The following is a 20,343-nucleotide window of genomic DNA, read 5'->3' as shown; positions in this document are numbered from 1 at the left end:
CCCTAGCTTCCACAATTTCTGGGGCTGATTCAACTTGGATTCAACTTGGGGCGAGCAACGGGAAATCGGGGCCGCATTCATCCTTGCGGAAGGAGTTACTTTTCCAGCGGGACTGGCCCCGTGGTTGAGTCAGTGTTGGCGGCGGTGTGCCGGAATTGCGTTTGAAGGTCGGCCGCTCGCCCGAAGGTGAGCTTATCCGGGTGAATGGGTGAGTGCCGTTTGGGCTATGACGGGCCAGGAGTCAGGAGGCTAGTTCACGCAGCGTGGACCCGTGCCGCCGGCATTGATCTCGGGGGACACGATCGCCTCGCCCGCGTCGGCACCCGGCTGGCCGATGGTCTCCTCGGTGCTCGCGGTATCAGTTGCGCTTTGGCCGTTAATGATGGGCTCCACCCCATATTCGGTGGGGCCGGCGTAGTCGGCGGCGGTGATCACCATGATGGTGCGCTCGTCCAGGGAGCTGTTCTCCACCACTGGCAGGCCCAGGAACTCTGCGATCCGGCGGGCTTCCTCGCTGTTGGCGTTAGCGGCCACAACTTGGGAGGAGATGTAGGAGCCGTTGTTGGCGTTGCCCACCTCAATGATGTTCTCGCCGTTTTGGCTCAAGGCGGCGGCAACAGCGGAGGCCAGGCCGTCAATGCCGGAAGCGTTGAGCACGGTGACGTCGCTCGCGAACTGCGGTGCCTGTGTGGAAGTCTCAGGCGCATCCCCCGTCCCCGTGCCAAGAAGTTGCTCAAAGAAGGTGTGCACCTCATTTTGGTTGATGGTCACCACGGATTCGCCGTAGTCGCCCACACCGTCGATGGAGGTTACGGGGATGGTGTTGAAGGTGACGTTGCCACCGGCCAAGTTTTGCAATTGGGTGGCAAAGGCCATGATGTCCCAGCCTTCGTCGATGATCACTGAACGTTCCACCGCCTGGCCCATCTCATTGAGTTTGGAGGGGTTCGTCAGGGTGCCGGAAGAGAGCACGGAGTTCACCAGGGACGCCATGTACGCCTGCTGGCGCACAATGCGGTCCAGGTCGCCGCGGGGCAGGCCGTGGCGCTGGCGCACAAAACTCAGCGCCTGGGAGCCGTTGAGGGTCTGCACACCGGCGGCAAAGTCCGCGCCCGAGAACTCGTCCTGGGTTGCCTCGTTCAAACACACCTCAACGCCACCCACAGCATCGGTGAGGAGCACAAACCCCAGCAGACCAACCTCGGCGTAGTGGTCCACGGTGATGCCGGACAGGGTAGAAATCTGTTCAATGAGTGCCTGGCGGCCAGCCTCTCGGGCACGCAATTCCAGTGTGGTTTGATCCGTCACGCCCTGTTCAGTGAGTGCCAAGGTTTCCGCGTCTTTGTGGGCCTTGAATACGCCGTTGATCTTCATGTTGCCGTATTCGGCGTCATGAATATAGGTATCGCGCGGAATGGAAATGGCGGTGGCAGAGGAGCCGTCGTTTGGCACGCGGATCACCATGAGTGTGTCTGTGTTGTCATTTTCCTCGTCGCCTGCGTTGAGCATCGCCAGCTCTTCTTGGGAAAGTGGGTTGCCGTGCGCGTCGGCACGCGAGTCCGAGCCCACGAGCAGGATGTCCACGGCGCCGTCGGCAGGCTGCTTCATCCCTTGATCCCCGCCGAGCGCCAGGTTGCCCGCGGAGGCCACGGTGTTCCCGAGCTGACCCACCGTGTAGTACCCCAAGGCGGACACGGTCAGGCAGGCAGCGGAAAGCAAGGCCACCGTAGCCTTCACGCCTTTGTGCCCCATTTGGGTAGTCTGTGGCCCGAGTTTTGGGGGTGCTTGAATATCACGCGTGCGTCGGTACCGATCAGTCATGCTCGTTGGGGAATCCTTGCTTGGCAAAAATGAACCACAGTGTGGAAATGCGAATCGCTGCACTTAAAAATAGCGCTCCGCCTTGAAAAAGTCTCCCTTCAGTATGCACCAAGAATCTGCGTTGCATGCGTACTGCAGAGGTAGGGCGCAGTGGTTTGTACGAATGCTTCGTGCCATGGCTCGGGGCAGGGGCGGCGCTTCCAGCGCGTGGCGTGGGCAAGAAAGCCCCAGGGTGGCCGTAACATGGCGAACGTGAACAAGCCACTTGCCGTGATTACCGTGACCTATTCCCCAGGTGAGCACCTGGACACGTTCCTTTCCAGCCTGCGTACCGCAACCAGCGCTGGCACCGTGGTCATCCTTGCGGACAACGGCTCAACCGACGGCGTACCCGAGCAAGCCGCCAAAGATCACGAACATGTGGAATTCTTCCCAACAGGCGGAAACGTGGGCTACGGCACCGCGATCAACCGCGCCGTGCGCCACCTTCAGGCGCGCCGGGAGGCGGGGGAGATCAGGGGAGACTACTTCCTGTTTGCCAACCCAGATGTGGAGTTTGGCAAGGGCAGTATCGACGCGCTCATCGCCGCACTCAACGACGCCGAGCAGGCGGCTTGCGCTGGTCCGTACATCGAGCAAGAAGACGGCAGCCCATACCCTTCGGCGCGAGCGGTGCCGACGCTGCGCAATGGCATCGGCCATGCACTGTTCGGGCAGGTGTGGCCAAGCAATCCCTGGACCAAGGCCTACAAGGATGACGCCGACATGATCCAGCAACGCCCCGCGGGCTGGCTTTCCGGCTCCTGCCTGCTGGTGCGCTGGGATGCATTCGAGCAGGTGGGCGGCTTTGACGAGCGCTACTTCATGTATATGGAGGACGTTGACCTTGGGGACCGCTTTGGCCGCGCCGACTGGCAAAACCTGTTCTGCCCGCAGGCGGTGATCAGCCATGAGGTGGGTCACGCCGCCGGCAAGGTGCCCGAGCGGATGCTGCCCGCGCACCACGCCTCCGCGTACCGATTCCTGGCGGATCGTCACCCCGCAGCGTGGCAGGCGCCGCTGCGCGTGGCGCTGAAAGTTGGCCTTGGCTTGCGGGCTCGGGTTGCCGTTGCGGCGGCGCGGAGGAAGAAGCAGGAGAAGGTTTAGCCGGGCGGAGGCGGGGCGGGGGATCAGCCGCTGCTCCCCAGAAAGGCCGGAGCGGTTGGGCAAATTTGTGGCACATCTGGGGCCCAGAACCCCTCGGCCGTGGCGCGGCGTGTAAAGGTTTGCGCCATTGGCCAGATAGATTAAGTGGCAAATCGAGTTTTCGAGACTGAAGTTTGATCCTGAAGGAGTGCTCAAGGAATGTCTGCTGGGCAATTTGTGGCCCTTGGCGCGAGCGCAAATAGCGTGCCAAACGTGCCAAGCGTGCATGGCGCAACCACTGACGCAGTGATTTTGGTTGGTGGCAAGGGCACACGCCTGCGCCCGCTGACGGTATCCACCCCAAAGCCAATGCTGCCTACGGCTGGTGTGCCGTTCCTCTCACACCTGCTGGCACGCATCCAGGCCGCGGGTATTCAGCATGTGGTGCTGGGAACTTCCTTCAAGGCGGAGGTGTTTGAGGCCTACTTCGGAACCGGCGAGCAGTTCGGCCTGGAGATTGACTATGTGGTGGAGGAGCACCCGCTAGGCACCGGCGGCGGCATCCGCAACGTGTACGAGAAGCTGCGTGCAGACACCGTGATGGTGTTCAACGGCGACGTCCTGGGCGGCACCGATTTGGGCGGCATTTTGGATTACCACCATGAAAAGGATGCCGACGTCACCATGCACCTCGTGCGCGTGGCGGATCCCCGGGCCTTCGGCTGCGTGCCAACGGACGCCGATGGTCGCGTGAGCGCCTTCTTGGAAAAGACCGAGGACCCGCCAACCAACCAGATCAACGCCGGTTGCTATGTGTTCAAGCGTGAGTTGATCGCGGAAATCCCCGCAGGGCGCCCTGTTTCCGTGGAGCGTGAAACCTTCCCGCAACTGCTGGAAGATGGCCGCAAGGTGTACGGCTACGTGGATAATGCCTACTGGCGTGACATGGGAACCCCGCAGGACTTTATCCGTGGTTCTTCGGACCTGGTGCGCGGTATTGCGCCTTCGCCGCTGCTGTCCGGCATGACTGGTGAGGCCTTGGTGGATTCCACTGCGGCAGTACGGGATGGCGCACTGCTGTTCGGTGGCACCGTGGTGGGCCGCGGTTCGGAGATCGGCGCGGGCGCCAGGTTGGATGACACCGTGGTGTTTGACGGTGTGACCATTGAGCCAGGTGCGGTGATCGCGGACTCCATCATTTCCTCGGGTGCGCGGATCGGCGCAAACGCTGTGGTTTCCGGCTGCATTATTGGCGAAGGCGCCGTGGTGGGCGCACGTTGCGAGCTACGCGACGGCATGCGTGTGTGGCCCGGTGTGGTGATTCCTGATAACGGCATTCGTTTCAGTTCCGACGCCTAGCACGCGCCGATTCCCAGGGTGGTGCATGACACGCTGCTCTCAGTTTTTCTGATGGGTTTCAGCTTCAATACCGTCCCTATGGTGCCCAATCGAGAAATGGACACAATATTTAGTACCCCCGTGGCATGCCCCCGCCGCGGGGGTTCTGTGACTGTTGTGACTTGCCAATGTGTTGAACTGGGAAAATAAAATTTTCTGGCTACTAATCTTGGCTTCAGGTTGACGTGATCTTGTGTTGGCGTGTTGAATCGCAAGTGTGTAATTCGCTGCGTGGGACGCGCGGCGAAGAAATATCGGTAGAAGTTTTGAACGTATGCCGCACTGGCAATCTCGCTTGAAGCTCCAGCATGATGGGCCTTTCCTGATTCACACCTTTGGCCTTGAATCACCTGCTGGCGTTTATGGTGGGATGAAAAGCACCTATCGCGTATAGAGCGCTTTTTTGAAGTGTTGGCCCAATGAAAGAAGAGGAGGGTGGCGTGGAAGAAATCGCTGGCAATGCCGCGCCTCAAGCTCGTGCAACGCGTGAGCTGACCCTCGACGACATCTTTGGTGTTGTTGAGCAAGAGTGGCAGGAGCAGGCCCTCTGTGCTCAAACTGATCCCGAGGCATTCTTCCCGGAAAAGGGTGGTTCCACCCGCGAGGCAAAGCGCATCTGCAAGGCCTGCGCCGTGCGCGATGAGTGCCTGGAGTATGCACTCGAGCATGACGAGCGCTTTGGCATCTGGGGCGGCCTTTCCGAGCGTGAGCGCCGCCGCCTGAAGCGAGACATTATCTAAAGGGTCTCGAGGTGGCCGCGGAAGCATTCCGGCTGGCACTGAAGTAAGGCCCCAGAACTCAGCGCCCAAAGCGGATTCCATGAGAACCGCAGGGCGCTTTCCTTATTGAACTGCTCAGGGCGCGTAGTTCGGATCAATGTCCTCCGGGCGCACGTTAAGGTAATTGGCTACCAGGGACGTGAGTACTTTCGTGAGCAGCTCTTGGCGGTCCAGTGCGTGTTGCGCCCGCTGTTCGATGGGCATCCGGAAGAGCACAATCCGGGCGCGGGTTGGCCGCCCCGAAGGGTCAATGCCCGCAGGAATCACCCGGCCAAGCGGGATGGGGCCGTCCGCGGTGATCTCGTCCGGGAGTTGGTCGTGGATGCTCAGCCGCATCCTGGGAACGGTGTCCACTGCGATGTCGAGCTGCCCGAGCTGGCGGCCAAAGCGCTGTTGGAGTGGTGCGTATGCTTCCAACACGGCGGCGTCGAAACTCTCCCGCCGCGTGCGGTAGCGGGGGACCTGCGTGGGGATAAGTGGCCCCCGAACGCCTCTTCCGTGACGATTCCGATTGGGGCGAATGTGCATAGTGACCAGCCTAAAGCCTGGCTGGGACCGCGAGCGGCTCCCGCGCCGAGAAAACTCCCACTACCTAAACCTCAACTTGGGGTCTAGACTCTACTTCCGTGAATCACTTTCGACGTTGCTCCCGTCCCGGCTGCGGCAAACCCGCAGTGGCAACTTTGACCTACGCGTACCAGCAGTCCGTGGCTGTGGTTGGCCCCCTCGCCGCCAGCACGGACCCGCATAGCTGGGACCTCTGTGCCCACCACTCACAGCGCATCACCGCCCCCCTTGGCTGGGAATTGCTCCGCGTGGATGCCATCGAAGAAGACGATGAAGACCTCACCGCACTGGCCGAAGCCGTGCGTGAGGCTGGCCGCACCACCACCGGCCTGGTGGAAAACCCCAGCACCCAGCCTCCGGTATTCCCGGAACCCAACCATCCGGTATTCCGCACGGACCGCAAAGAGGCCCGCCGCGCCCACCTACGTGTGGTGCCAAGCCCTGAGAATGACGCGAACTAGGAGCGAATGAACTTCACATTCGGGCCCAATCTTTGACCGCCGTGGCTGCCCTGTGCAACCGTTGGCGGTTTTCGGCGTTGGTGCGCGTACAATGCCCTGAGGAAGAATTCGAGCAAGCCCAGCAGGTGCTTACCTGCATTGACTAAGTGGTCTTTTTCAGTGGTCTTTTTGGTTCGAATGTTGCTCGAAAGAAAGGGAAACTCCATGCGCACTCGCGAGCAGGTTGCTCAGATCATCAAGGCGTATGACGTCCGCGGGATCGTCGGCGAGCAGATTGATGAGGTATTCATCAAAGACACCGGTGCCGCATTCGGCCACCTGATGCGCCAGGAAGGCGCAAGCAAGATCGTGATCGGCTACGACATGCGGCCTTCCTCACCCAGCCTGGCGGCCGCGTTTGCGGAAGGCGCCACCGAGCAAGGTGTGGACGTCGTGATGCTTGGCCTGACCAGCACTGATGAACTGTACTACGCCTCTGGCGTGATGGACTGCCCAGGTGCCATGTTCACCGCCAGCCACAACCCCGCTGAGTACAACGGCATCAAGATGTGCCGCTCCGGCGCTCGTCCGGTGGGGCAGGAGACGGGGCTCGGCACGATCATTGACCTCCTGGTGGAGGGCGTGCCGCAGTACGACGGCGCCCAGGGCAGCATTTCGAACCGCGATGTCCTGGCGGATTACGGTGCATACCTGCGTGAGCTTGTGAACCTTTCCAACATCCGCCCACTGAAGGTGGCTGTGGACGCCGCAAACGGCATGGCCGGCCACACTGTGGAAGAGGTATTCCGCGGGCTGCCACTGGAAATTGAGCCTCTGTACTTTGAGCTCGACGGCACCTTCCCCAACCACGAAGCCAATCCCCTGGACCCGAAGAACCTCGTGGACCTGCAAGAGTTCACCCCAAAGGTAGGCGCGGACATTGGGCTTGCCTTTGATGGCGACGCCGACCGCTGCTTCGTAGTCGATGAGCGCGGCGAGCCTGTGAGCCCCTCCGCGATCTGTGGCATTGTGGCCAAGCGCTACCTCGCCGCACGCCCTGGTTCTACCATCATCCACAACCTCATCACCTCCAAGGCTGTGCCGGAGATTATTGAGGAAAACGGCGGCGCCGCAGTGCGTACCCGTGTGGGTCACTCCTTCATCAAGGCGCAGATGGCACAGACCGGTGCCGTGTTCGGTGGCGAGCACTCCGCGCACTACTACTTTTCCGAGTTCTTTAACGCGGATTCCGGCATCCTGGCAGCCATGCACGTGCTGGCAGCACTGGGTGAGCAGGACCAGCCGCTGTCCGTGATGATGGGGGAGTACACCCGCTACGCTGCTTCGGGCGAGATCAACTCGGTGCTCGCCAGTGCTGAGGCACAGAAGGAACGTACGCAGGCAGTGCTGGACGCCTTCGCTGAGCGCACTGAATCAGTGGATCATTTGGACGGCGTGACGGTGGAGCTCAAGGGCACCCCGGCGTGGTTCAATGTTCGCGCCTCCAACACCGAACCTTTGCTGCGCCTCAACGTTGAGGCGCCAACTCAGGAAGAGGTGGATGCTTTGGTGCAGGAGATTCTGGGGATCATTCGCGCTTAGGTGCGGTTTCCCGCCGAGTGTTCGAATTACTGTTCGAAAGTTTGTGAGTTTGGTGCGGCGGCGCGTCGGGGTGGCTCACTACAATGGCCACCATGGCTCGCACTGAAAGTACAGACAGCACGGATAGTTGGGACGACGGCAGCCGCTACTCCCCGGAGGCAGTGCGCTTCTTTGACATTGCCCATGAGGGAGCGCAACTGCGTAATGTGGCCCAGCAGCTTCAGCATGGGATGTTTGAGCGAGTAGGTGTGCAGCCACGCAGCTTGGTGGTAGTGGCTGGTGACCATATTTCCCACGCCGCCGCCCGTCTGGGCGCTGTTTTGCAGGCGCCTTACGCCTTTCCGGTAGTGGTGACAAAACAGATTCCGCGCTATGTGGGTGCGCTGGATGTGGTGCTGGTGGTCACGGAGCGCCGGCAATTCGAGCGCCTAGCCAATGAGATCTCGGTCGCTGCGAACAAAGGCGTTCCCGTAGTACTCGCCGCAGGCGGGGAGGGGCCCTTGCAAAACGACGCCCCCGCCTCTGTAATTACCGTTCCGCCACTGCCCGCAGTCCAAGGTCCGAGCCCCGCGCGCGTGGTAGCGCTTGTGCAAGTGCTCGCACAGAGCTTTACCCAAGAACGCAGCTTGATTGCAGAGGCATTGAGCCGTGCTGCGGAGGAAGTGGACGATGAGCTGCTGAAATGCTCACCGGAACGTGACGTATTGGTGAATCCCGCGCGCCAGCTTGCAGAGGCGGCTTTGCGCCATTCGATGCTGCACACCGGCGTTGGGCAGGACCCTTCTGCGCCTTATGATCCGGACAACGCCGCTGGGGTGACCAGCGCAATAGCGGAATTGATGGCCACACTCTGGTCCGCCCAAGGCGTACTGAGTAGCTACTTGGAGCACGACACCCTGCAAGCAAGCATGCGAGAGCTGGATCGAAGGTACCGGGAAGGGAGCCGGAATGGCACGGAACGCGATGTCTTTTATGACCCCTTCATTGACGGTGATGCAGACCCTACATCTGGGGATGGGGCCGGCGCTGGCACAGCACCGGCGGCATTGCCGATGAAAGTGTTGGTGTGGGGCGATCCCACCGTGGCGGACCCTGTTGCCCAAGAAGGAGTGGCGCTGCGCAATCTTGACCTGGCCGCCACGCTCCGTTTGGTGACCCGCGGATTCGCAGCGAGTGCCTTCTTTTAGCAATTACATATAAGCTCTATTGGGAAAATGGCGACCTACGGCAGACGCTGAGGCTTGCCAGGGCTTGCAAGGCCCAAACGTGAGGAACCAAAGGAAACAGATGCAACTGCTCACCCCGATTGCCCAGTACTACCCTTGGGGTTCGCGGACACTGATCCCGCAAATGCGCCAGGCTCAGCCCCCCGCCGCTGGCAACGCCAGCGAACAACCCAACGGGGCAGTTGCAGAGTATCTGAGTGGTGAAAAGCCAATCGCAGAACTCTGGTACGGCGCCCACCCCGGTGGGCCATCCCGCACCCCAGGCGCTCAGCAGGAAACCTTGGCGGCACTCATTGATGCTGATCCGGCGCAGCAACTAGGTGACCGGGTGATTGAAACCTATGGCGAGCGCCTTCCGTTCCTCCTGAAACTGCTGGCCGCTGACCAGCCGCTATCTCTTCAAGCGCATCCATCGTTGGAGCAGGCGAAAGAAGGCTTTGAACGAGACAACGCCGCTGGCATTCCGCTAGGTGCTGCCAACAGGAACTACAAAGACAACAACCATAAGCCGGAACTCATCGTGGCGCTCACCGAGTTCCACGCCATGGCTGGCTTCCGCCCACTGGCGAAAACCCGAAAGCTGTTCGCGGCGCTGGGCTGCACGGGATTGGATCGCTCGCTCTCCCTACTCAGCGACGACCCCGCCGCGGAATCCGAAAACCTCCGCGCCCTGTTCACCACCTGGATCTCCATCCCACAAGCAGCGCGGGTGGAGCTCATCAACTCCGTAGTGGAGTGCGCACAGGCGGTGCTAAGCGGTGCTGAAGCTGGAACGGATGTTGCTGATCAGCAGGCCGTTGAGGAATGGATGCTGGTAACATTGCGCAACATCGTGGAGCTGGCCGAACGCTACCCAGGTGACATGGGTGTCCTCGGCGCACTACTGCTCAACCACGTGGTCCTGCAGCCAGGCGAGGCCACCTACCTAGACGCCGGCAACCTGCACGCCTACGTCCGCGGCCTCGGCGTGGAAATCATGGCGAACTCAGACAACGTTCTCCGCGGCGGCCTGACTTCCAAGCACGTGGACGTCCCCGAACTCGTCCGCGTATTGCGCTTTGAATCCATTGAGGACCCCAAAATCCAACCCCAAGGCGGCGTGTACCCCATCCCCATTAAGGAATTCGCGCTGGAAAAGCGCGCCATCAACGGGGAAACCACCGTGGAACACCACGGTCCAACTATCCTCTTGGTCACCAGCGGCGAAGTAGAAATCGATGGTCAAACCCTCAGGCCTACCGACGCCGCCTGGGTAGCAGCCAACGAGGCAGCAGTGCGGGTACAGGGCGAAGGCGAAATCTTCATCGCCACCGTTGGTTAGTACGTCAGTTCAGCAACAGGAGCTGGTCGGGGGGGCTTGAGCCAACTCCCCCTCACATTCCTACTTACGCTTCTGCGCCAATTCCAATTCCAGTTCCAGTACCGGGGGAGGCTGGATCAACTGGTTCGCTCACCGGTTCCGCGGGGTCAGTTGGTGCATCGGGATCGCCGGGGACAAGCGGAAGATCTGGCTCATCAATCGGTGTAGTTATTGGTGGATCAGTGGGATCCGTAGGCCTTGGCTCAACAGGCCCAACAGGCTCAGTGGGCTCAGGGAGACCGGTGGTTGGGGGAGTGGTTGGATCTGGGTCACCTGGATTTGTGGGATCCACTGGCGGCGGCGCCGGAGAAGTGCCCGGTGGGGAAGGTTGCGGCGGATTGTACTCAGGCGAAGTTGGCTCGTTGCCCCACGTCGGTGTGGCCGGGCGATTTCCAGCGCCCTGAGTGCCCGAAGAGTTTGCAGAACCCGATCCTGAACCTGGAACCGGCGCCGGCGCGGAGATCGGAGTAGACGCAGTAACCAGCGGGATCCCTGTTTCCGCCTGCGTGCCTGATGCAGTGGAGCGGCTGCGCGGCGTCGTAAAGCCGGAGGAGAAACCTGCAGCGCCTGGCCAGGTTGAGTGCAACTGCGCATTGTCTTCGGCGCGTGCTGCAGAATCCGTTGCGCGGCGAGCGGAGTTGCGCTGAGCTGCCTGCGCGGGGTCTTGCGTGGAAGTGATCGCCGGGCCCGCATCCACCGTAGGAGCCGGTGGCTGCAGCGCATAGCGCCACACCAGCACGCCTACGAGGAGTGCTACGGTGCACCCGGCGGCGACGAACAGGAGGAGTCGGCGCGCCTGTGGGGGCTCAGCCGGGCGATGCGGACGCATGAGATTTCCTCCTGAGTGGCCTTCAAAAACACCATCACATTTTGATCACAAATCGGACACAATTCTCTCAGTAGTAGCGACGCTATCACACAACTACACCTCCTGGCACTGGTCACGGCGCATTCACGGCGCATTCGAGGGTGACAATGTGGGATACCGGCGCGCCCGGTGGGACTTGGCTTGAGCAAGTAATCACAAAGGATCTGCATGCGTTCTGCAGATTTTGCGGGTATGAAAGTGAAGTATCAGCCTGAAAAATGAAATCGACTGAAACGTGAATACCCCGTAGCACTCCGCAAGGAAAGGAACACCGGACGAATGAGCGGCTGGGACACCGAAATCTTTACTGAGGAAGCCAATACAGACTTCCTGGAGGAGCTGCTTTCCCTGGAAGCAGAAGATATTGTGGAATCTGTGCGTGATGCCTGCCTGCTCGCACAGGACCCCACCGCGGGGGAAACGGACAAACTGAACGCGCTGGCTGCTGCAACAATCGCGGCCATCTGGTCCGGCGCCCCGTACAGCTCTGGGGAAATCGTGGATGAGTATCCATTCATCAGGGAGCTCAGTGGGCAAGCCGACGAAACCTTGCGGGAGCTAGCCTCCGGGGTGTTGGAGCAGGCGGAGACTGAAGAGGACCTGGATCCCTTCCTGGAGGCGTTGAGCTAGCCGTTCCTCGGGTGGCGGCCGTAGCGGCCGTGGCGTCTGTGGCGTCAGGTGAGTCCGGTGCGTCCGGCGCGTCCGGTGTGTGCGATAGACTCTAAAACCAGCTATCCAGCAATACGGCCAACCGCCTATCCAGCTTTCCCCAAGGAGTACACCTTCACCATGGCAGCATCCTCTGACCTGACCCCGCAGACCGCACCTTTGGCCTTTAAGGTCGCAGACCTCAGCCTCGCGGAGGCAGGCCGCCACCAGATTCGTTTGGCTGAATATGAGATGCCGGGTCTGATGCAGTTGCGTGAGGAATACAAGGATGAGCAGCCGCTGCGCGGCGCCCGCATTGCTGGCTCCATCCACATGACGGTGCAGACCGCCGTCCTCATTGAAACGCTGGTTGCCTTGGGCGCTGAGGTGCGTTGGGCTTCCTGCAATATCTTCTCCACCCAGGACGAGGCAGCCGCTGCAGTTGTGGTGGGCAAGGAAGGCACCCCGGAGGATCCGCAGGGTGTGCCGGTGTTCGCCTGGAAGGGCGAGACCTTGGATGAGTACTGGTGGTGCATCAACCAGATCTTTAGCTGGGGCGAAGGCGTGCTGCCAAACATGATCCTGGATGACGGCGGTGATGCCACCATGGCCGTCATCCGCGGCCGCGAGTTTGAGCAGGCCGGCGTGGTTCCACCCGTGCAAGACGGTGATTCGGACGAGTACCAGGCGTTCCTCAACATGCTGCGCGGCGTTCTGGCGGAGGAGGGGCCCAAGTGGGATGCCATCGCCCAGGAGGTGAAGGGCGTGACGGAGGAAACCACCACCGGTGTCCACCGCCTGTACCACTTCGCCGAAGAAGGCGTGCTGCCTTTCCCTGCGATGAACGTCAATGATGCGGTGACCAAGTCCAAGTTCGACAACAAGTACGGCACGCGCCACTCACTGATCGACGGCATCAACCGCGCAACAGACATGCTCATGGGTGGCAAGAATGTGTTGATCTGCGGATATGGTGACGTCGGAAAGGGCTGCGCCGAGGCCATGGCCGGTCAGGGCGCGCGAGTGAAGGTCACAGAAGCAGACCCCATCAATGCGCTGCAGGCACTCATGGACGGCTTCCCTGTGGTCACCGTGGAGCAGGCGATCGCGGACGCGGACATCGTGATCACCGCAACCGGCAACATGGGCATCATCACCTTTGAGCACATGCTTGAGATGAAGGACCACGCGGTGCTCGGCAACATCGGCCACTTTGACAATGAGATCGACATGGCCTCGCTGCTCCACCGCACCGACGTCTCCCGCACCACCATCAAGCCGCAGGTAGACGAGTTCACCTTGCCGAACGGCCGCGCGATCATTGTGCTTTCCGAGGGCCGTCTGCTCAACCTGGGCAACGCCACTGGCCACCCCTCCTTCGTGATGTCCACCTCCTTCGCGGACCAGACCATCGCACAGATCGAGCTGTTTCAAAACGACGGCCGCTACAGCAATGAGGTGTACCGCCTTCCCAAGATCCTCGATGAAAAGGTTGCCCGCATCCACGTGGAGGCACTCGGTGGCAACATCACCGAGCTCACCAAGGAGCAGGCAGAGTACATCGGCGTGGACGTAGCCGGCCCGTACAAGCCAGAGCACTACCGCTACTAGAGCAGGGTAGGGCTTCCGGTAGCAATTTCCCGACGCCCCCAAGGCCCAAGACCCAAGGCCCAAGTTCCAAGTGTGGGGCGGGGGAAGCGGAGGGGCGTTCAGGTAGCGAAGTGGAAGGAGTAGGCGCGTGATCATTGCGATCGAGGGGATCGACGGCGCGGGGAAAAACACCCTCATGGGGGCTATCCGCGAGGCGCTCCATGCGAGCGTGCTGGCGTTCCCGCGCTACCAAGAATCGGTGCACGCGCAACTTGCCAGCAAGGCGCTGTATGGCCAGATGGGTGACCTCATCGATTCCGCATACGCCATGGCAACCCTGTTCGCCCTCGACCGCGCAGATGCCGCCCAACAGGTCCGCGCATACCAAGGCATCGCCACGGAGCACCTCCTGCTGGACCGCTACGTTGCCTCCAACGTGGCCTACAGCGTGGCCCGCACACAGGACCCGGCGATGCAGCAGTGGGTGGAGGAGCTGGAGTTCTCCACCCTCGGCGTACCCACCCCTGACCTGCAGGTATTCCTGGCCACCCCGCCTGAGTTGGCCATGGAGCGCGCGGCGCACCGTGCAAAACTGGACGCAACGAGGGAAAAAGACGCCTATGAGCAAAGCAGCAGCCTCCAACACCGCGTGGATCAGGCGTTCCACGCGCTTGCGGAAAGCAAGTGGGTTTCCCCCTGGATCGTGGTGGAGCCAAGTGATACACCGGCGGACGTTGTGCGCCGTGTGCAGCACCATCTGTCCTAGCAGTTCGGTAGCATTGCGTGTGTAGTGCTGCCTTTTTTCGGCGGCAACCCCGAATACGTCCCGCTGGTTAGTGAAAGGTGCTCCTCGTCATGGCTCACAAGATCCTCGTGGTGGATGATGACCCAGCAATCTCTGAGATGCTTTCCATCGTGCTGGAGGCTGATGGGTTTGACACCGTTGCGGTCATGGACGGCGCGGAAGCACTCGGCACCTTTGAACGCGAGCAACCAGACCTCATTCTGCTGGACCTCATGCTCCCGGGCATGAATGGCATCGATATTTGCCGTGCCATCCGCAAGGTTTCCCAGGTGCCGATCGTGATGCTCACTGCCAAAACGGACACCGTGGACGTGGTGCTGGGCCTGGAGTCCGGCGCGGATGACTATGTGAACAAGCCTTTCAAACCCAAGGAGTTGGTGGCACGCATCCGCGCGCGCCTGCGCCGCACCGAGGAAGAGGACGTGCACACCATCGAGGTTGGTGACTTGGTGATCGACGTCCCCGGCCACGTTGTGCGCCGCGGAAACGATGAGATCCCGCTCACCCCACTGGAGTTCGACCTCCTCTTGGAGCTCGCCCAAAAGCCTGGGCAAGTGTTTAGCCGCGAGGAGTTGCTGGAAAAGGTGTGGGGATACCGCAACGCCTCGGATACCCGCCTGGTGAATGTGCACGTCCAGCGCCTGCGTTCCAAGATAGAAATTGACCCCGAACGCCCGCAGATTGTGCGTACCGTCCGCGGCGTTGGATACAAGACCGGCCAGGAGTAGTTCACCACCGTGGCACAAGTGTTGCAATTCGCCACAAAGATGCGCCACCGCTTCACGGAACGGTGGCGTACCTCTTTGCAAACAAGGGTTCTGGGCTCCATCCTGGTGGCCTCTGCCGTAGTGATGCTCGTGCTCGCCTTTGTGCTGGTGAGTTTTGTGACCCAACGCCTGGTGAACACCAAACTGGAGCTGGCCAACAATGAGATCGACCGCGCTCGCGCCGCCGTTGAACTGCAAATCGACGCCACCGGCACCGCCAGTAGCACCCAAGTCCGCCTTCAATCGGCTCGCGCGGCCTTGGTGAACCAGGGCACCACCGCCGGTGACCAGGCGGTCTACGAGCCCGTGCTGATCGTCAACAACCCCGACGGCAGCGTCCTCGCATCCCCAGAGGGCTACCGCATCCCCGAACGCCTGCGGTCCTTTGTCAGCCAGGGGCAGGTGTCCTACCAGTACGCCACCATCGAGCGTGCCGACGCTTCGCCGTACAAAGCACTCATCATCGGCACCCCAACCGAAACAGACATTCCGAACCTGCAGGTGTACCTCGTGCTGTCTTTGGAGCAGGACGAGGCGACCCTCGCCCTGCTCCGTGGTCTGTTCTCCGGTGCGGCGATTGTGCTGGTGGTCCTCCTGGTGGGCATCGCCTGGCTGCTCACGCAGCAGGTGATCACCCCGGTGCGTTCCGCGAGCCGCATCGCCGAGCGCTTCAGCTCTGGGCACCTGCGCGAACGCATGGTGGTGGACGGTGAAGATGAGATGGCCCGCCTCGCCGTGAGCTTCAATGCCATGGCGGAATCCTTGAGCAAACAGATCAATCAGCTTGAGGAGTACGGCAACCTGCAAAAGCAGTTCACCTCTGACGTGTCACATGAGCTGCGCAGCCCGCTGACCACGGTCCGCATGGCCGCGGACATGATCGTGGATGATGCCGAGCACTTGCCAGCCAGTACCCGCCGGGCCTCTGAGTTGATGGTCCACGAGCTGGACCGGTTTGAGTCCCTGCTCAATGACCTGTTGGAGATTTCCCGCCACGACGCCGGCGTGGCCGACCTCGCCACCAGCTCCATTGATCTGCGCCAGTGCGTGCAAGCCGCGGTGCAGCAAACCGAACACATTGCGGCAAAGCTCAACGTTCCCGTCCACGTGGACATGCCAGACGAGCCGGTGCGAATCAATGGCGATTCCCGCCGAATCGAACGCATCCTGCGAAATCTGCTGGCCAACGCCCTTGACCACTCCGAGGGTAACCCGGTGGAGTTGACCTTGAAGGAAAACGAATACGCCGTGGGCGTGGCCGTGGTGGACCACGGTGTGGGCCTGGAATACGGCCAGGAAGATTTGGTGTTCAACCGCTTCTGGCGCGCCGACCCCTCCCGCAAACGCCACTCCGGCGGTACCGGCCTTGGCCTAGCTATTTCCCTAGAGGACACCCGCCTCCACGGCGGCACCCTGGACGCTGCCGGTATGAAGTCGGTAGGCACCATGTTCCGCCTCATCCTGCCCCGTGAGCCTGGGCAGGAGATCATCGAACCGCCAATTGTCCTCGAAGCGCCGAAGGAGCGCTATGTGGACGTCACGCCAGCCATCGCCGATGCCCCAAACGCAACCGCCGCGGAACACAATGAAATTGAGGTTGATGAGGACGCCGTGGATGAGGCCGAGCTCGCCGCAGCATACGATCCAGACCTCGACGGGCCAGACCTCGACGGCCCGGCGCACCTTGGGGAACCCGCGTCTGAATCCGAGGAGGGCAACCATGCGTAACTTCAGGTGGCGCTCACCGAATCCGAATCCGAATCCGAGTCCGTCTCCGGGTTCTCAACTAGCGCCCCGCAGCGCACGAGCCGACGCCGCGTGTGAGCCGGCCCCGCGCTGGCGCCGGGCAGCGTCGGCAAGCGGACTTGTGCTGGTGTGCTCCCTGACCTTGGGTGCCTGCGCCTCGCTACCGAGCAATTCCGAGCCGCAGGTGCTGCGCGCCTTTGAGGGATCCGCGGAGCAGGCGCAGGTAGGCCCGATTCAAGATCGTGACCCGGACCTGCTGCTGCGTGATTTCTACATTGCGAGCTCGGACCCTTCGCAGTCCTACTCAAACGCCCGGAGCTTCCTCACGCCGGCCGCCAGCGAAACCTGGAATCCTGGCAGCGAGATCGTGGTGGTGGACCGCTTTGAGATCAACTCGGTGAACCTGGAGACGGAGCGGCGCAGCTATGAGGTGCGTGGCACGATCGTCGGTTCTATCACGGAAGGTGGCGCCTACCGGCCACGGCAGGAGACGTTTACGGACAGGGTGACGCTGCAGCGCATCGACGGGCAGTGGCGCCTGGATGAGCTAGGCAACCAGATTGTGTTTGAGCGCTCTGAGCTGCGTAATCGTTATAATCCCCGCGGCGTGTACTTCTTTGACCCCTCGGGCAAGGTGCTGGTGCAGGATCGCCGCTGGCTGTTCACGGGGATGTCCAACCTGGATTCCTCTCTGATGCAGCTTCTGGTGGCGGGGCCTTCTGCGGACCTCGCGCCGGGGGTGATCGATGAGCTGCCGGATACCGCGGCCTATGCAGGCAACTCCGACGGCGTGTACCAATTCACCGGCATGGTGGGCATGGCCGAAGATGCGCTACGCCGTTTCCTTGGACAGGCAGTGTGGACGCTCGCTATGGCGGAAGTCCCAGGTCCGTACCGGTTCCGCTTTGACGGCGAGGACGTGCCGGGCCCGCTCGGCGAAACTGAATTCACCGCCGATTCCTTCCCTGAGTACAACCCGCAGGCAACCCCAAACGCTGTGAGCCAGGTGTACTCCCTGACCGGCGGTGTGTTGTACCAGCTCAGTGACGATGCCGTGCAAAGGGTTGGCGGGGACTTCACCACGCTCAACACGTTGGAGTCGGCACGAGTGGCGGCTACCAACAATACGATCGCGGCGGTGCAGGTGACCGGAGACGGTGCAGGCGGCGAACGCGCGCTCGTGGTGGGTGCGATTGGCGGAGACGTGACCGAGGTTCTCCGCGCGCAGCGCATCTCCCAACCCACCTTTGAGCAGGGCGGAACAAGCGCCTGGGCAGTGGTGGACGGGGAGACGTTGGTGCGCGTCTCACGCTCGGCGGAAACCGGCGAGATCTCCACCAATGAAGTAGATATTTCCGCCCTCGGCGCTGACATCGGTGACCTCTCCCAATTCCAGCTCTCCCCAACCGGCGTGCGCGCGGCGTTCATCATGGACGGCCGCGTGTACACCGCCGTGGTGGCGCGGCCCAACGCGGGGGAGCGCAGGCTCACCAGCATCCAGGAGGTAGCTGCCGCAATCGGCGACACCGCCACCGCCCTGGACTGGCAGATGGACGGCTCCCTGGTAGTAGGAACCGCGAACTCCGAGGCCCCCGTATGGGCTGTGGCCGCCGACGGTGCAACCGTAGCCCCGCTGCCCAGCGGCAACATTGTGGCCCCCGTGCTCTCCGTTGCCGCCGGGCCATCGATGCTCTACGTCACCGACAACCGCGCGGCCCTCGAGCTCCCCAACGGCGGCACCACCGCCAGCTACTGGCGCGAAGTCCAGGGCCTGGAAGGCAACCGCTCCATCATGCTGGTCACTCGCTAGAATTGGCCCCATGTGGGGATTGGGGGAACTACTCTTGCCGCGGCGCTGCGTGGGCTGCAACGCGCCGGGCCACACCATGTGTGCTGCTTGCCTGCGGGAATGGCGCAGTCCGCCGGGTAGGATCAGCACGCGCAGCTTCGCGCATTGGCCGCTGTGGGCGCTCGGGCCCATGAGCGAGGTCCGCAGCCGCACCGTGGTGCATTACAAAGAGCGAGGGCGTGCCGACGCCGCCCAGTACCTCGGGGCAATCACGCAGTCGGCGGTGTCACGGTTGATTGAGCAAGGGCATGTGAGCGGCCAGGTGGTGCTCGTGCCCGCGCCGAGTAAGCGCAGCTCAGCGCGGGCGCGCGGCGGTGACCACATGGCCCGTGCGCTCGCACACTGCAGTTTCCCCTATGTGCAGGCCCTCTACCACAGTGAGCAGGCCCTGGAGTCTGTGGGACTGAGCGCGCAGGCGCGTCGGCAAAACATGCAACAGGCGGTTCGCCTCGCCCCCGAAGCCGCCCTCCTGCGCGGGCGGGAGGTGCTCTTGGTGGACGATGTGATCACAACGGGGGCAACGCTCATTGCGGCGGCAAGTGCTCTCAGCAGCGCAGGAGCGAAGGTGGCAGGGGGATTGGGGTGGATCAGTGCGTGATGCAGCTCCAACTTTTAGCGAACTTGTTATGACCAGATGTATCCTTGGATGTGGAAGTTGATCCCCGCCATAGTTGGGTGGAGTGAGTAATCCGATTCACCTCCGCCAGGGCGGCTGAACAGGAAGGTACGTGATTATGTCCACGCCTGCTGCAAACAACGAGACGCTCTCCCCAGAGGTCCAGGTTTCCATTACTGGTCGCAACGTTGAGGTGCCAGAGCACTTCGCGGAACGGGTCAACGCAAAACTGGCAAAGATTGCACGTTTGGATCCCACCCTCACCTTCTTCCACGTAGAGCTCCAGCACGAGCCAAACCCACGCCGCTCCGATGCCTCCGACCGCATCCAGATCACCGCAACCGGCAAGGGGCACATCGCACGAGCTGAGGCGAAGGAAGATAGCTTCTACGCCGCACTGGAAACCGCACTCGCCCGCATGGAGCGCTCGCTGCGCAAGGTGAAGGCTCGCCGTTCCATCTCCCTTTCCGGCCACCGCGCCCCAATGAGCACCGGCGAGGCAGCTGCAGCGCTCGTGCAGGAAGCCGAGGAGGCACGCGCGGAGAATCAGTACGACACCGACCCATACGCCGACATGGTCGAGGATGTAGTGCCAGGCCAGATCGTGCGTACCAAGGAGCACGAGGCCACCCCAATGAGCGTGGACGACGCCCTCTCCGAGATGGAGCTCGTTGGCCACGACTTCTACCTCTTCATCAACGAGGAGAACAACCAGCCATCCGTGGTGTACCGTCGCCACGCCTTTGACTACGGCTTGATCTCCTTGAAGAACGCTGAATAGGTGCTGGTGAGCACTTGATTTGGAAGCCCACCTGGTGGTGGGCTTCCTTTTTTGTGGGGTTGGGGGGGTTGGTGTGCTGGTGTGTCGGGGTGCTGGCGTGTTGGTCGATAGGACGCGTTGGTCGATAGCTCAAAGTCGATAGGACGCGGATTTCCCCGAAAATAGCCGTCCTATCGACCAACGCAACGGCCTATCGACTTTAAGCCATCGACCAACGCCTAAACCAACGCCTAAACCAAGGCCTAATCCAACGCCTAAACCCCCACGCAGAGGCGCTCACGCCAGGCGCACCACCAACCCCAAAGCATGAGGTTTCTTAATGTGGCCTTAACGCGTACAATCAGAAGACTGTATG

At 61.6% G+C, this 20,343-nt stretch carries 18 protein-coding genes; 15 read left to right on the top strand and 3 right to left on the bottom strand.

What is annotated here, in order from left to right; genetic code table 11:
* Positions 1-249: 249 nt before the first annotated feature.
* Positions 250-1,821, bottom strand: a complete 1,572-nt coding sequence (locus NQ018_RS05005; protein WP_257059050.1) for an LCP family protein — start codon at positions 1,819-1,821, stop codon at positions 250-252.
* A 243-nt stretch (positions 1,822-2,064) separates the two neighbouring features.
* Here NQ018_RS05005 and NQ018_RS05000 point away from each other — a divergent pair, with 243 nt between their 5' ends.
* The 3 genes from NQ018_RS05000 to NQ018_RS04990 all read left to right on the top strand — a co-directional run bounded on the left by NQ018_RS05000 (position 2,065) and on the right by NQ018_RS04990 (position 5,084).
* Positions 2,065-2,967: a glycosyltransferase family 2 protein gene (locus NQ018_RS05000; RefSeq protein ID WP_257059047.1), complete on the top strand. Its 903-nt coding sequence runs from the start codon at positions 2,065-2,067 to the stop codon at positions 2,965-2,967.
* A 198-nt stretch (positions 2,968-3,165) separates the two neighbouring features.
* Entirely contained in the window at positions 3,166-4,305 is a 1,140-nt protein-coding gene (gene manB / locus NQ018_RS04995) for a mannose-1-phosphate guanylyltransferase (RefSeq protein ID WP_257059044.1), read from the top strand.
* 458 nt (positions 4,306-4,763) lie between these two features.
* Positions 4,764-5,084 carry a WhiB family transcriptional regulator gene (locus tag NQ018_RS04990; RefSeq protein WP_306428433.1) on the top strand — a complete coding sequence of 107 codons (321 nt, stop codon included), beginning with the start codon at positions 4,764-4,766 and terminating at the stop codon, positions 5,082-5,084.
* 114 nt (positions 5,085-5,198) lie between these two features.
* Here the strand turns inward: NQ018_RS04990 and NQ018_RS04985 are convergent, their stop codons facing one another.
* Entirely contained in the window at positions 5,199-5,651 is a 453-nt protein-coding gene (locus NQ018_RS04985) for a metallopeptidase family protein (protein ID WP_257059042.1), read from the bottom strand.
* Positions 5,652-5,749: 98 nt separating this feature from the next.
* Between NQ018_RS04985 and NQ018_RS04980 the strand changes: the two genes are divergently transcribed.
* From NQ018_RS04980 to manA, 4 genes are all read left to right on the top strand, one after another.
* Positions 5,750-6,151 (top strand): DUF3499 domain-containing protein, encoded by a 402-nt coding sequence (locus tag NQ018_RS04980; protein WP_257059040.1) that lies wholly within the window; start codon positions 5,750-5,752, stop codon positions 6,149-6,151.
* A 204-nt stretch (positions 6,152-6,355) separates the two neighbouring features.
* Complete coding sequence (locus tag NQ018_RS04975; protein WP_257059038.1) at positions 6,356-7,732, top strand: phosphomannomutase/phosphoglucomutase; 1,377 nt, start codon at positions 6,356-6,358, stop codon at positions 7,730-7,732.
* Between the two features lie 92 nt (positions 7,733-7,824).
* Positions 7,825-8,919, top strand: a complete 1,095-nt coding sequence (locus NQ018_RS04970; protein WP_257059036.1) for a hypothetical protein — start codon at positions 7,825-7,827, stop codon at positions 8,917-8,919.
* Positions 8,920-9,019: 100 nt separating this feature from the next.
* A complete protein-coding gene (manA, locus tag NQ018_RS04965; protein WP_257059034.1) occupies positions 9,020-10,279 on the top strand; it encodes a mannose-6-phosphate isomerase, class I in 1,260 nt (419 codons plus the stop codon).
* Between the two features lie 64 nt (positions 10,280-10,343).
* Here the strand turns inward: manA and NQ018_RS04960 are convergent, their stop codons facing one another.
* Positions 10,344-11,147, bottom strand: a complete 804-nt coding sequence (locus NQ018_RS04960; protein WP_257059032.1) for a hypothetical protein — start codon at positions 11,145-11,147, stop codon at positions 10,344-10,346.
* A gap of 318 nt (positions 11,148-11,465) precedes the next feature.
* Here NQ018_RS04960 and NQ018_RS04955 point away from each other — a divergent pair, with 318 nt between their 5' ends.
* From NQ018_RS04955 to hpf, 8 genes are all read left to right on the top strand, one after another.
* Positions 11,466-11,816, top strand: a complete 351-nt coding sequence (locus NQ018_RS04955; RefSeq protein WP_257052316.1) for a DUF4259 domain-containing protein — start codon at positions 11,466-11,468, stop codon at positions 11,814-11,816.
* A 159-nt stretch (positions 11,817-11,975) separates the two neighbouring features.
* Complete coding sequence (gene ahcY, locus NQ018_RS04950; RefSeq protein WP_257037790.1) at positions 11,976-13,445, top strand: adenosylhomocysteinase; 1,470 nt, start codon at positions 11,976-11,978, stop codon at positions 13,443-13,445.
* Between the two features lie 127 nt (positions 13,446-13,572).
* Entirely contained in the window at positions 13,573-14,190 is a 618-nt protein-coding gene (locus tag NQ018_RS04945; protein WP_257059029.1) for a dTMP kinase, read from the top strand.
* An 89-nt stretch (positions 14,191-14,279) separates the two neighbouring features.
* Positions 14,280-14,957: an MtrAB system response regulator MtrA gene (gene mtrA, locus NQ018_RS04940; RefSeq protein ID WP_257037788.1), complete on the top strand. Its 678-nt coding sequence runs from the start codon at positions 14,280-14,282 to the stop codon at positions 14,955-14,957.
* A gap of 39 nt (positions 14,958-14,996) precedes the next feature.
* On the top strand, positions 14,997-16,724 hold the full coding sequence (gene mtrB / locus NQ018_RS04935; protein WP_257059193.1) for an MtrAB system histidine kinase MtrB: 1,728 nt from the start codon (positions 14,997-14,999) through the stop codon (positions 16,722-16,724).
* Positions 16,717-18,552: an MtrAB system accessory lipoprotein LpqB gene (lpqB, locus tag NQ018_RS04930; protein WP_257059027.1), complete on the top strand. Its 1,836-nt coding sequence runs from the start codon at positions 16,717-16,719 to the stop codon at positions 18,550-18,552. Before mtrB ends, lpqB begins: the two co-directional genes overlap by 8 nt.
* A 169-nt stretch (positions 18,553-18,721) precedes the next feature.
* Entirely contained in the window at positions 18,722-19,189 is a 468-nt protein-coding gene (locus NQ018_RS04925; protein WP_257059023.1) for a ComF family protein, read from the top strand.
* A 136-nt stretch (positions 19,190-19,325) separates the two neighbouring features.
* Entirely contained in the window at positions 19,326-19,988 is a 663-nt protein-coding gene (hpf, locus tag NQ018_RS04920; protein ID WP_257059021.1) for a ribosome hibernation-promoting factor, HPF/YfiA family, read from the top strand.
* Positions 19,989-20,343 lie beyond the last annotated feature (355 nt).

This window comes from Corynebacterium kozikiae (assembly GCF_024580965.1).
Classification (GTDB): domain Bacteria; phylum Actinomycetota; class Actinomycetes; order Mycobacteriales; family Mycobacteriaceae; genus Corynebacterium; species Corynebacterium kozikiae.
The sequence above is the reverse complement of the archived record's forward strand: the minus strand, read 5'-3'. Positions and strand labels throughout refer to the sequence as shown.

What these genes read in the sequence shown, in the direction of transcription:
- ahcY (WP_257037790.1), top strand. Translation starts at nt 11,976, where the DNA reads ATGGCAGCATCCTCTGACCTGACCCCGCAGACCGCACCTTTGGCCTTT.
- lpqB (WP_257059027.1), top strand. Translation starts at nt 16,717, where the DNA reads ATGCGTAACTTCAGGTGGCGCTCACCGAATCCGAATCCGAATCCGAGT.
- NQ018_RS04955 (WP_257052316.1), top strand. Translation starts at nt 11,466, where the DNA reads ATGAGCGGCTGGGACACCGAAATCTTTACTGAGGAAGCCAATACAGAC.
- NQ018_RS04925 (WP_257059023.1), top strand. Translation starts at nt 18,722, where the DNA reads ATGAGCGAGGTCCGCAGCCGCACCGTGGTGCATTACAAAGAGCGAGGG.
- NQ018_RS04960 (WP_257059032.1), bottom strand. Translation starts at nt 11,147, where the DNA reads ATGCGTCCGCATCGCCCGGCTGAGCCCCCACAGGCGCGCCGACTCCTC.
- NQ018_RS04975 (WP_257059038.1), top strand. Translation starts at nt 6,356, where the DNA reads ATGCGCACTCGCGAGCAGGTTGCTCAGATCATCAAGGCGTATGACGTC.
- manB (WP_257059044.1), top strand. Translation starts at nt 3,166, where the DNA reads ATGTCTGCTGGGCAATTTGTGGCCCTTGGCGCGAGCGCAAATAGCGTG.
- mtrA (WP_257037788.1), top strand. Translation starts at nt 14,280, where the DNA reads ATGGCTCACAAGATCCTCGTGGTGGATGATGACCCAGCAATCTCTGAG.
- NQ018_RS05000 (WP_257059047.1), top strand. Translation starts at nt 2,065, where the DNA reads ATGGCGAACGTGAACAAGCCACTTGCCGTGATTACCGTGACCTATTCC.
- NQ018_RS04985 (WP_257059042.1), bottom strand. Translation starts at nt 5,651, where the DNA reads ATGCACATTCGCCCCAATCGGAATCGTCACGGAAGAGGCGTTCGGGGG.
- manA (WP_257059034.1), top strand. Translation starts at nt 9,020, where the DNA reads ATGCAACTGCTCACCCCGATTGCCCAGTACTACCCTTGGGGTTCGCGG.
- NQ018_RS05005 (WP_257059050.1), bottom strand. Translation starts at nt 1,821, where the DNA reads ATGACTGATCGGTACCGACGCACGCGTGATATTCAAGCACCCCCAAAA.
- mtrB (WP_257059193.1), top strand. Translation starts at nt 14,997, where the DNA reads ATGCGCCACCGCTTCACGGAACGGTGGCGTACCTCTTTGCAAACAAGG.
- hpf (WP_257059021.1), top strand. Translation starts at nt 19,326, where the DNA reads ATGTCCACGCCTGCTGCAAACAACGAGACGCTCTCCCCAGAGGTCCAG.
- NQ018_RS04970 (WP_257059036.1), top strand. Translation starts at nt 7,825, where the DNA reads ATGGCTCGCACTGAAAGTACAGACAGCACGGATAGTTGGGACGACGGC.
- NQ018_RS04990 (WP_306428433.1), top strand. Translation starts at nt 4,764, where the DNA reads ATGAAAGAAGAGGAGGGTGGCGTGGAAGAAATCGCTGGCAATGCCGCG.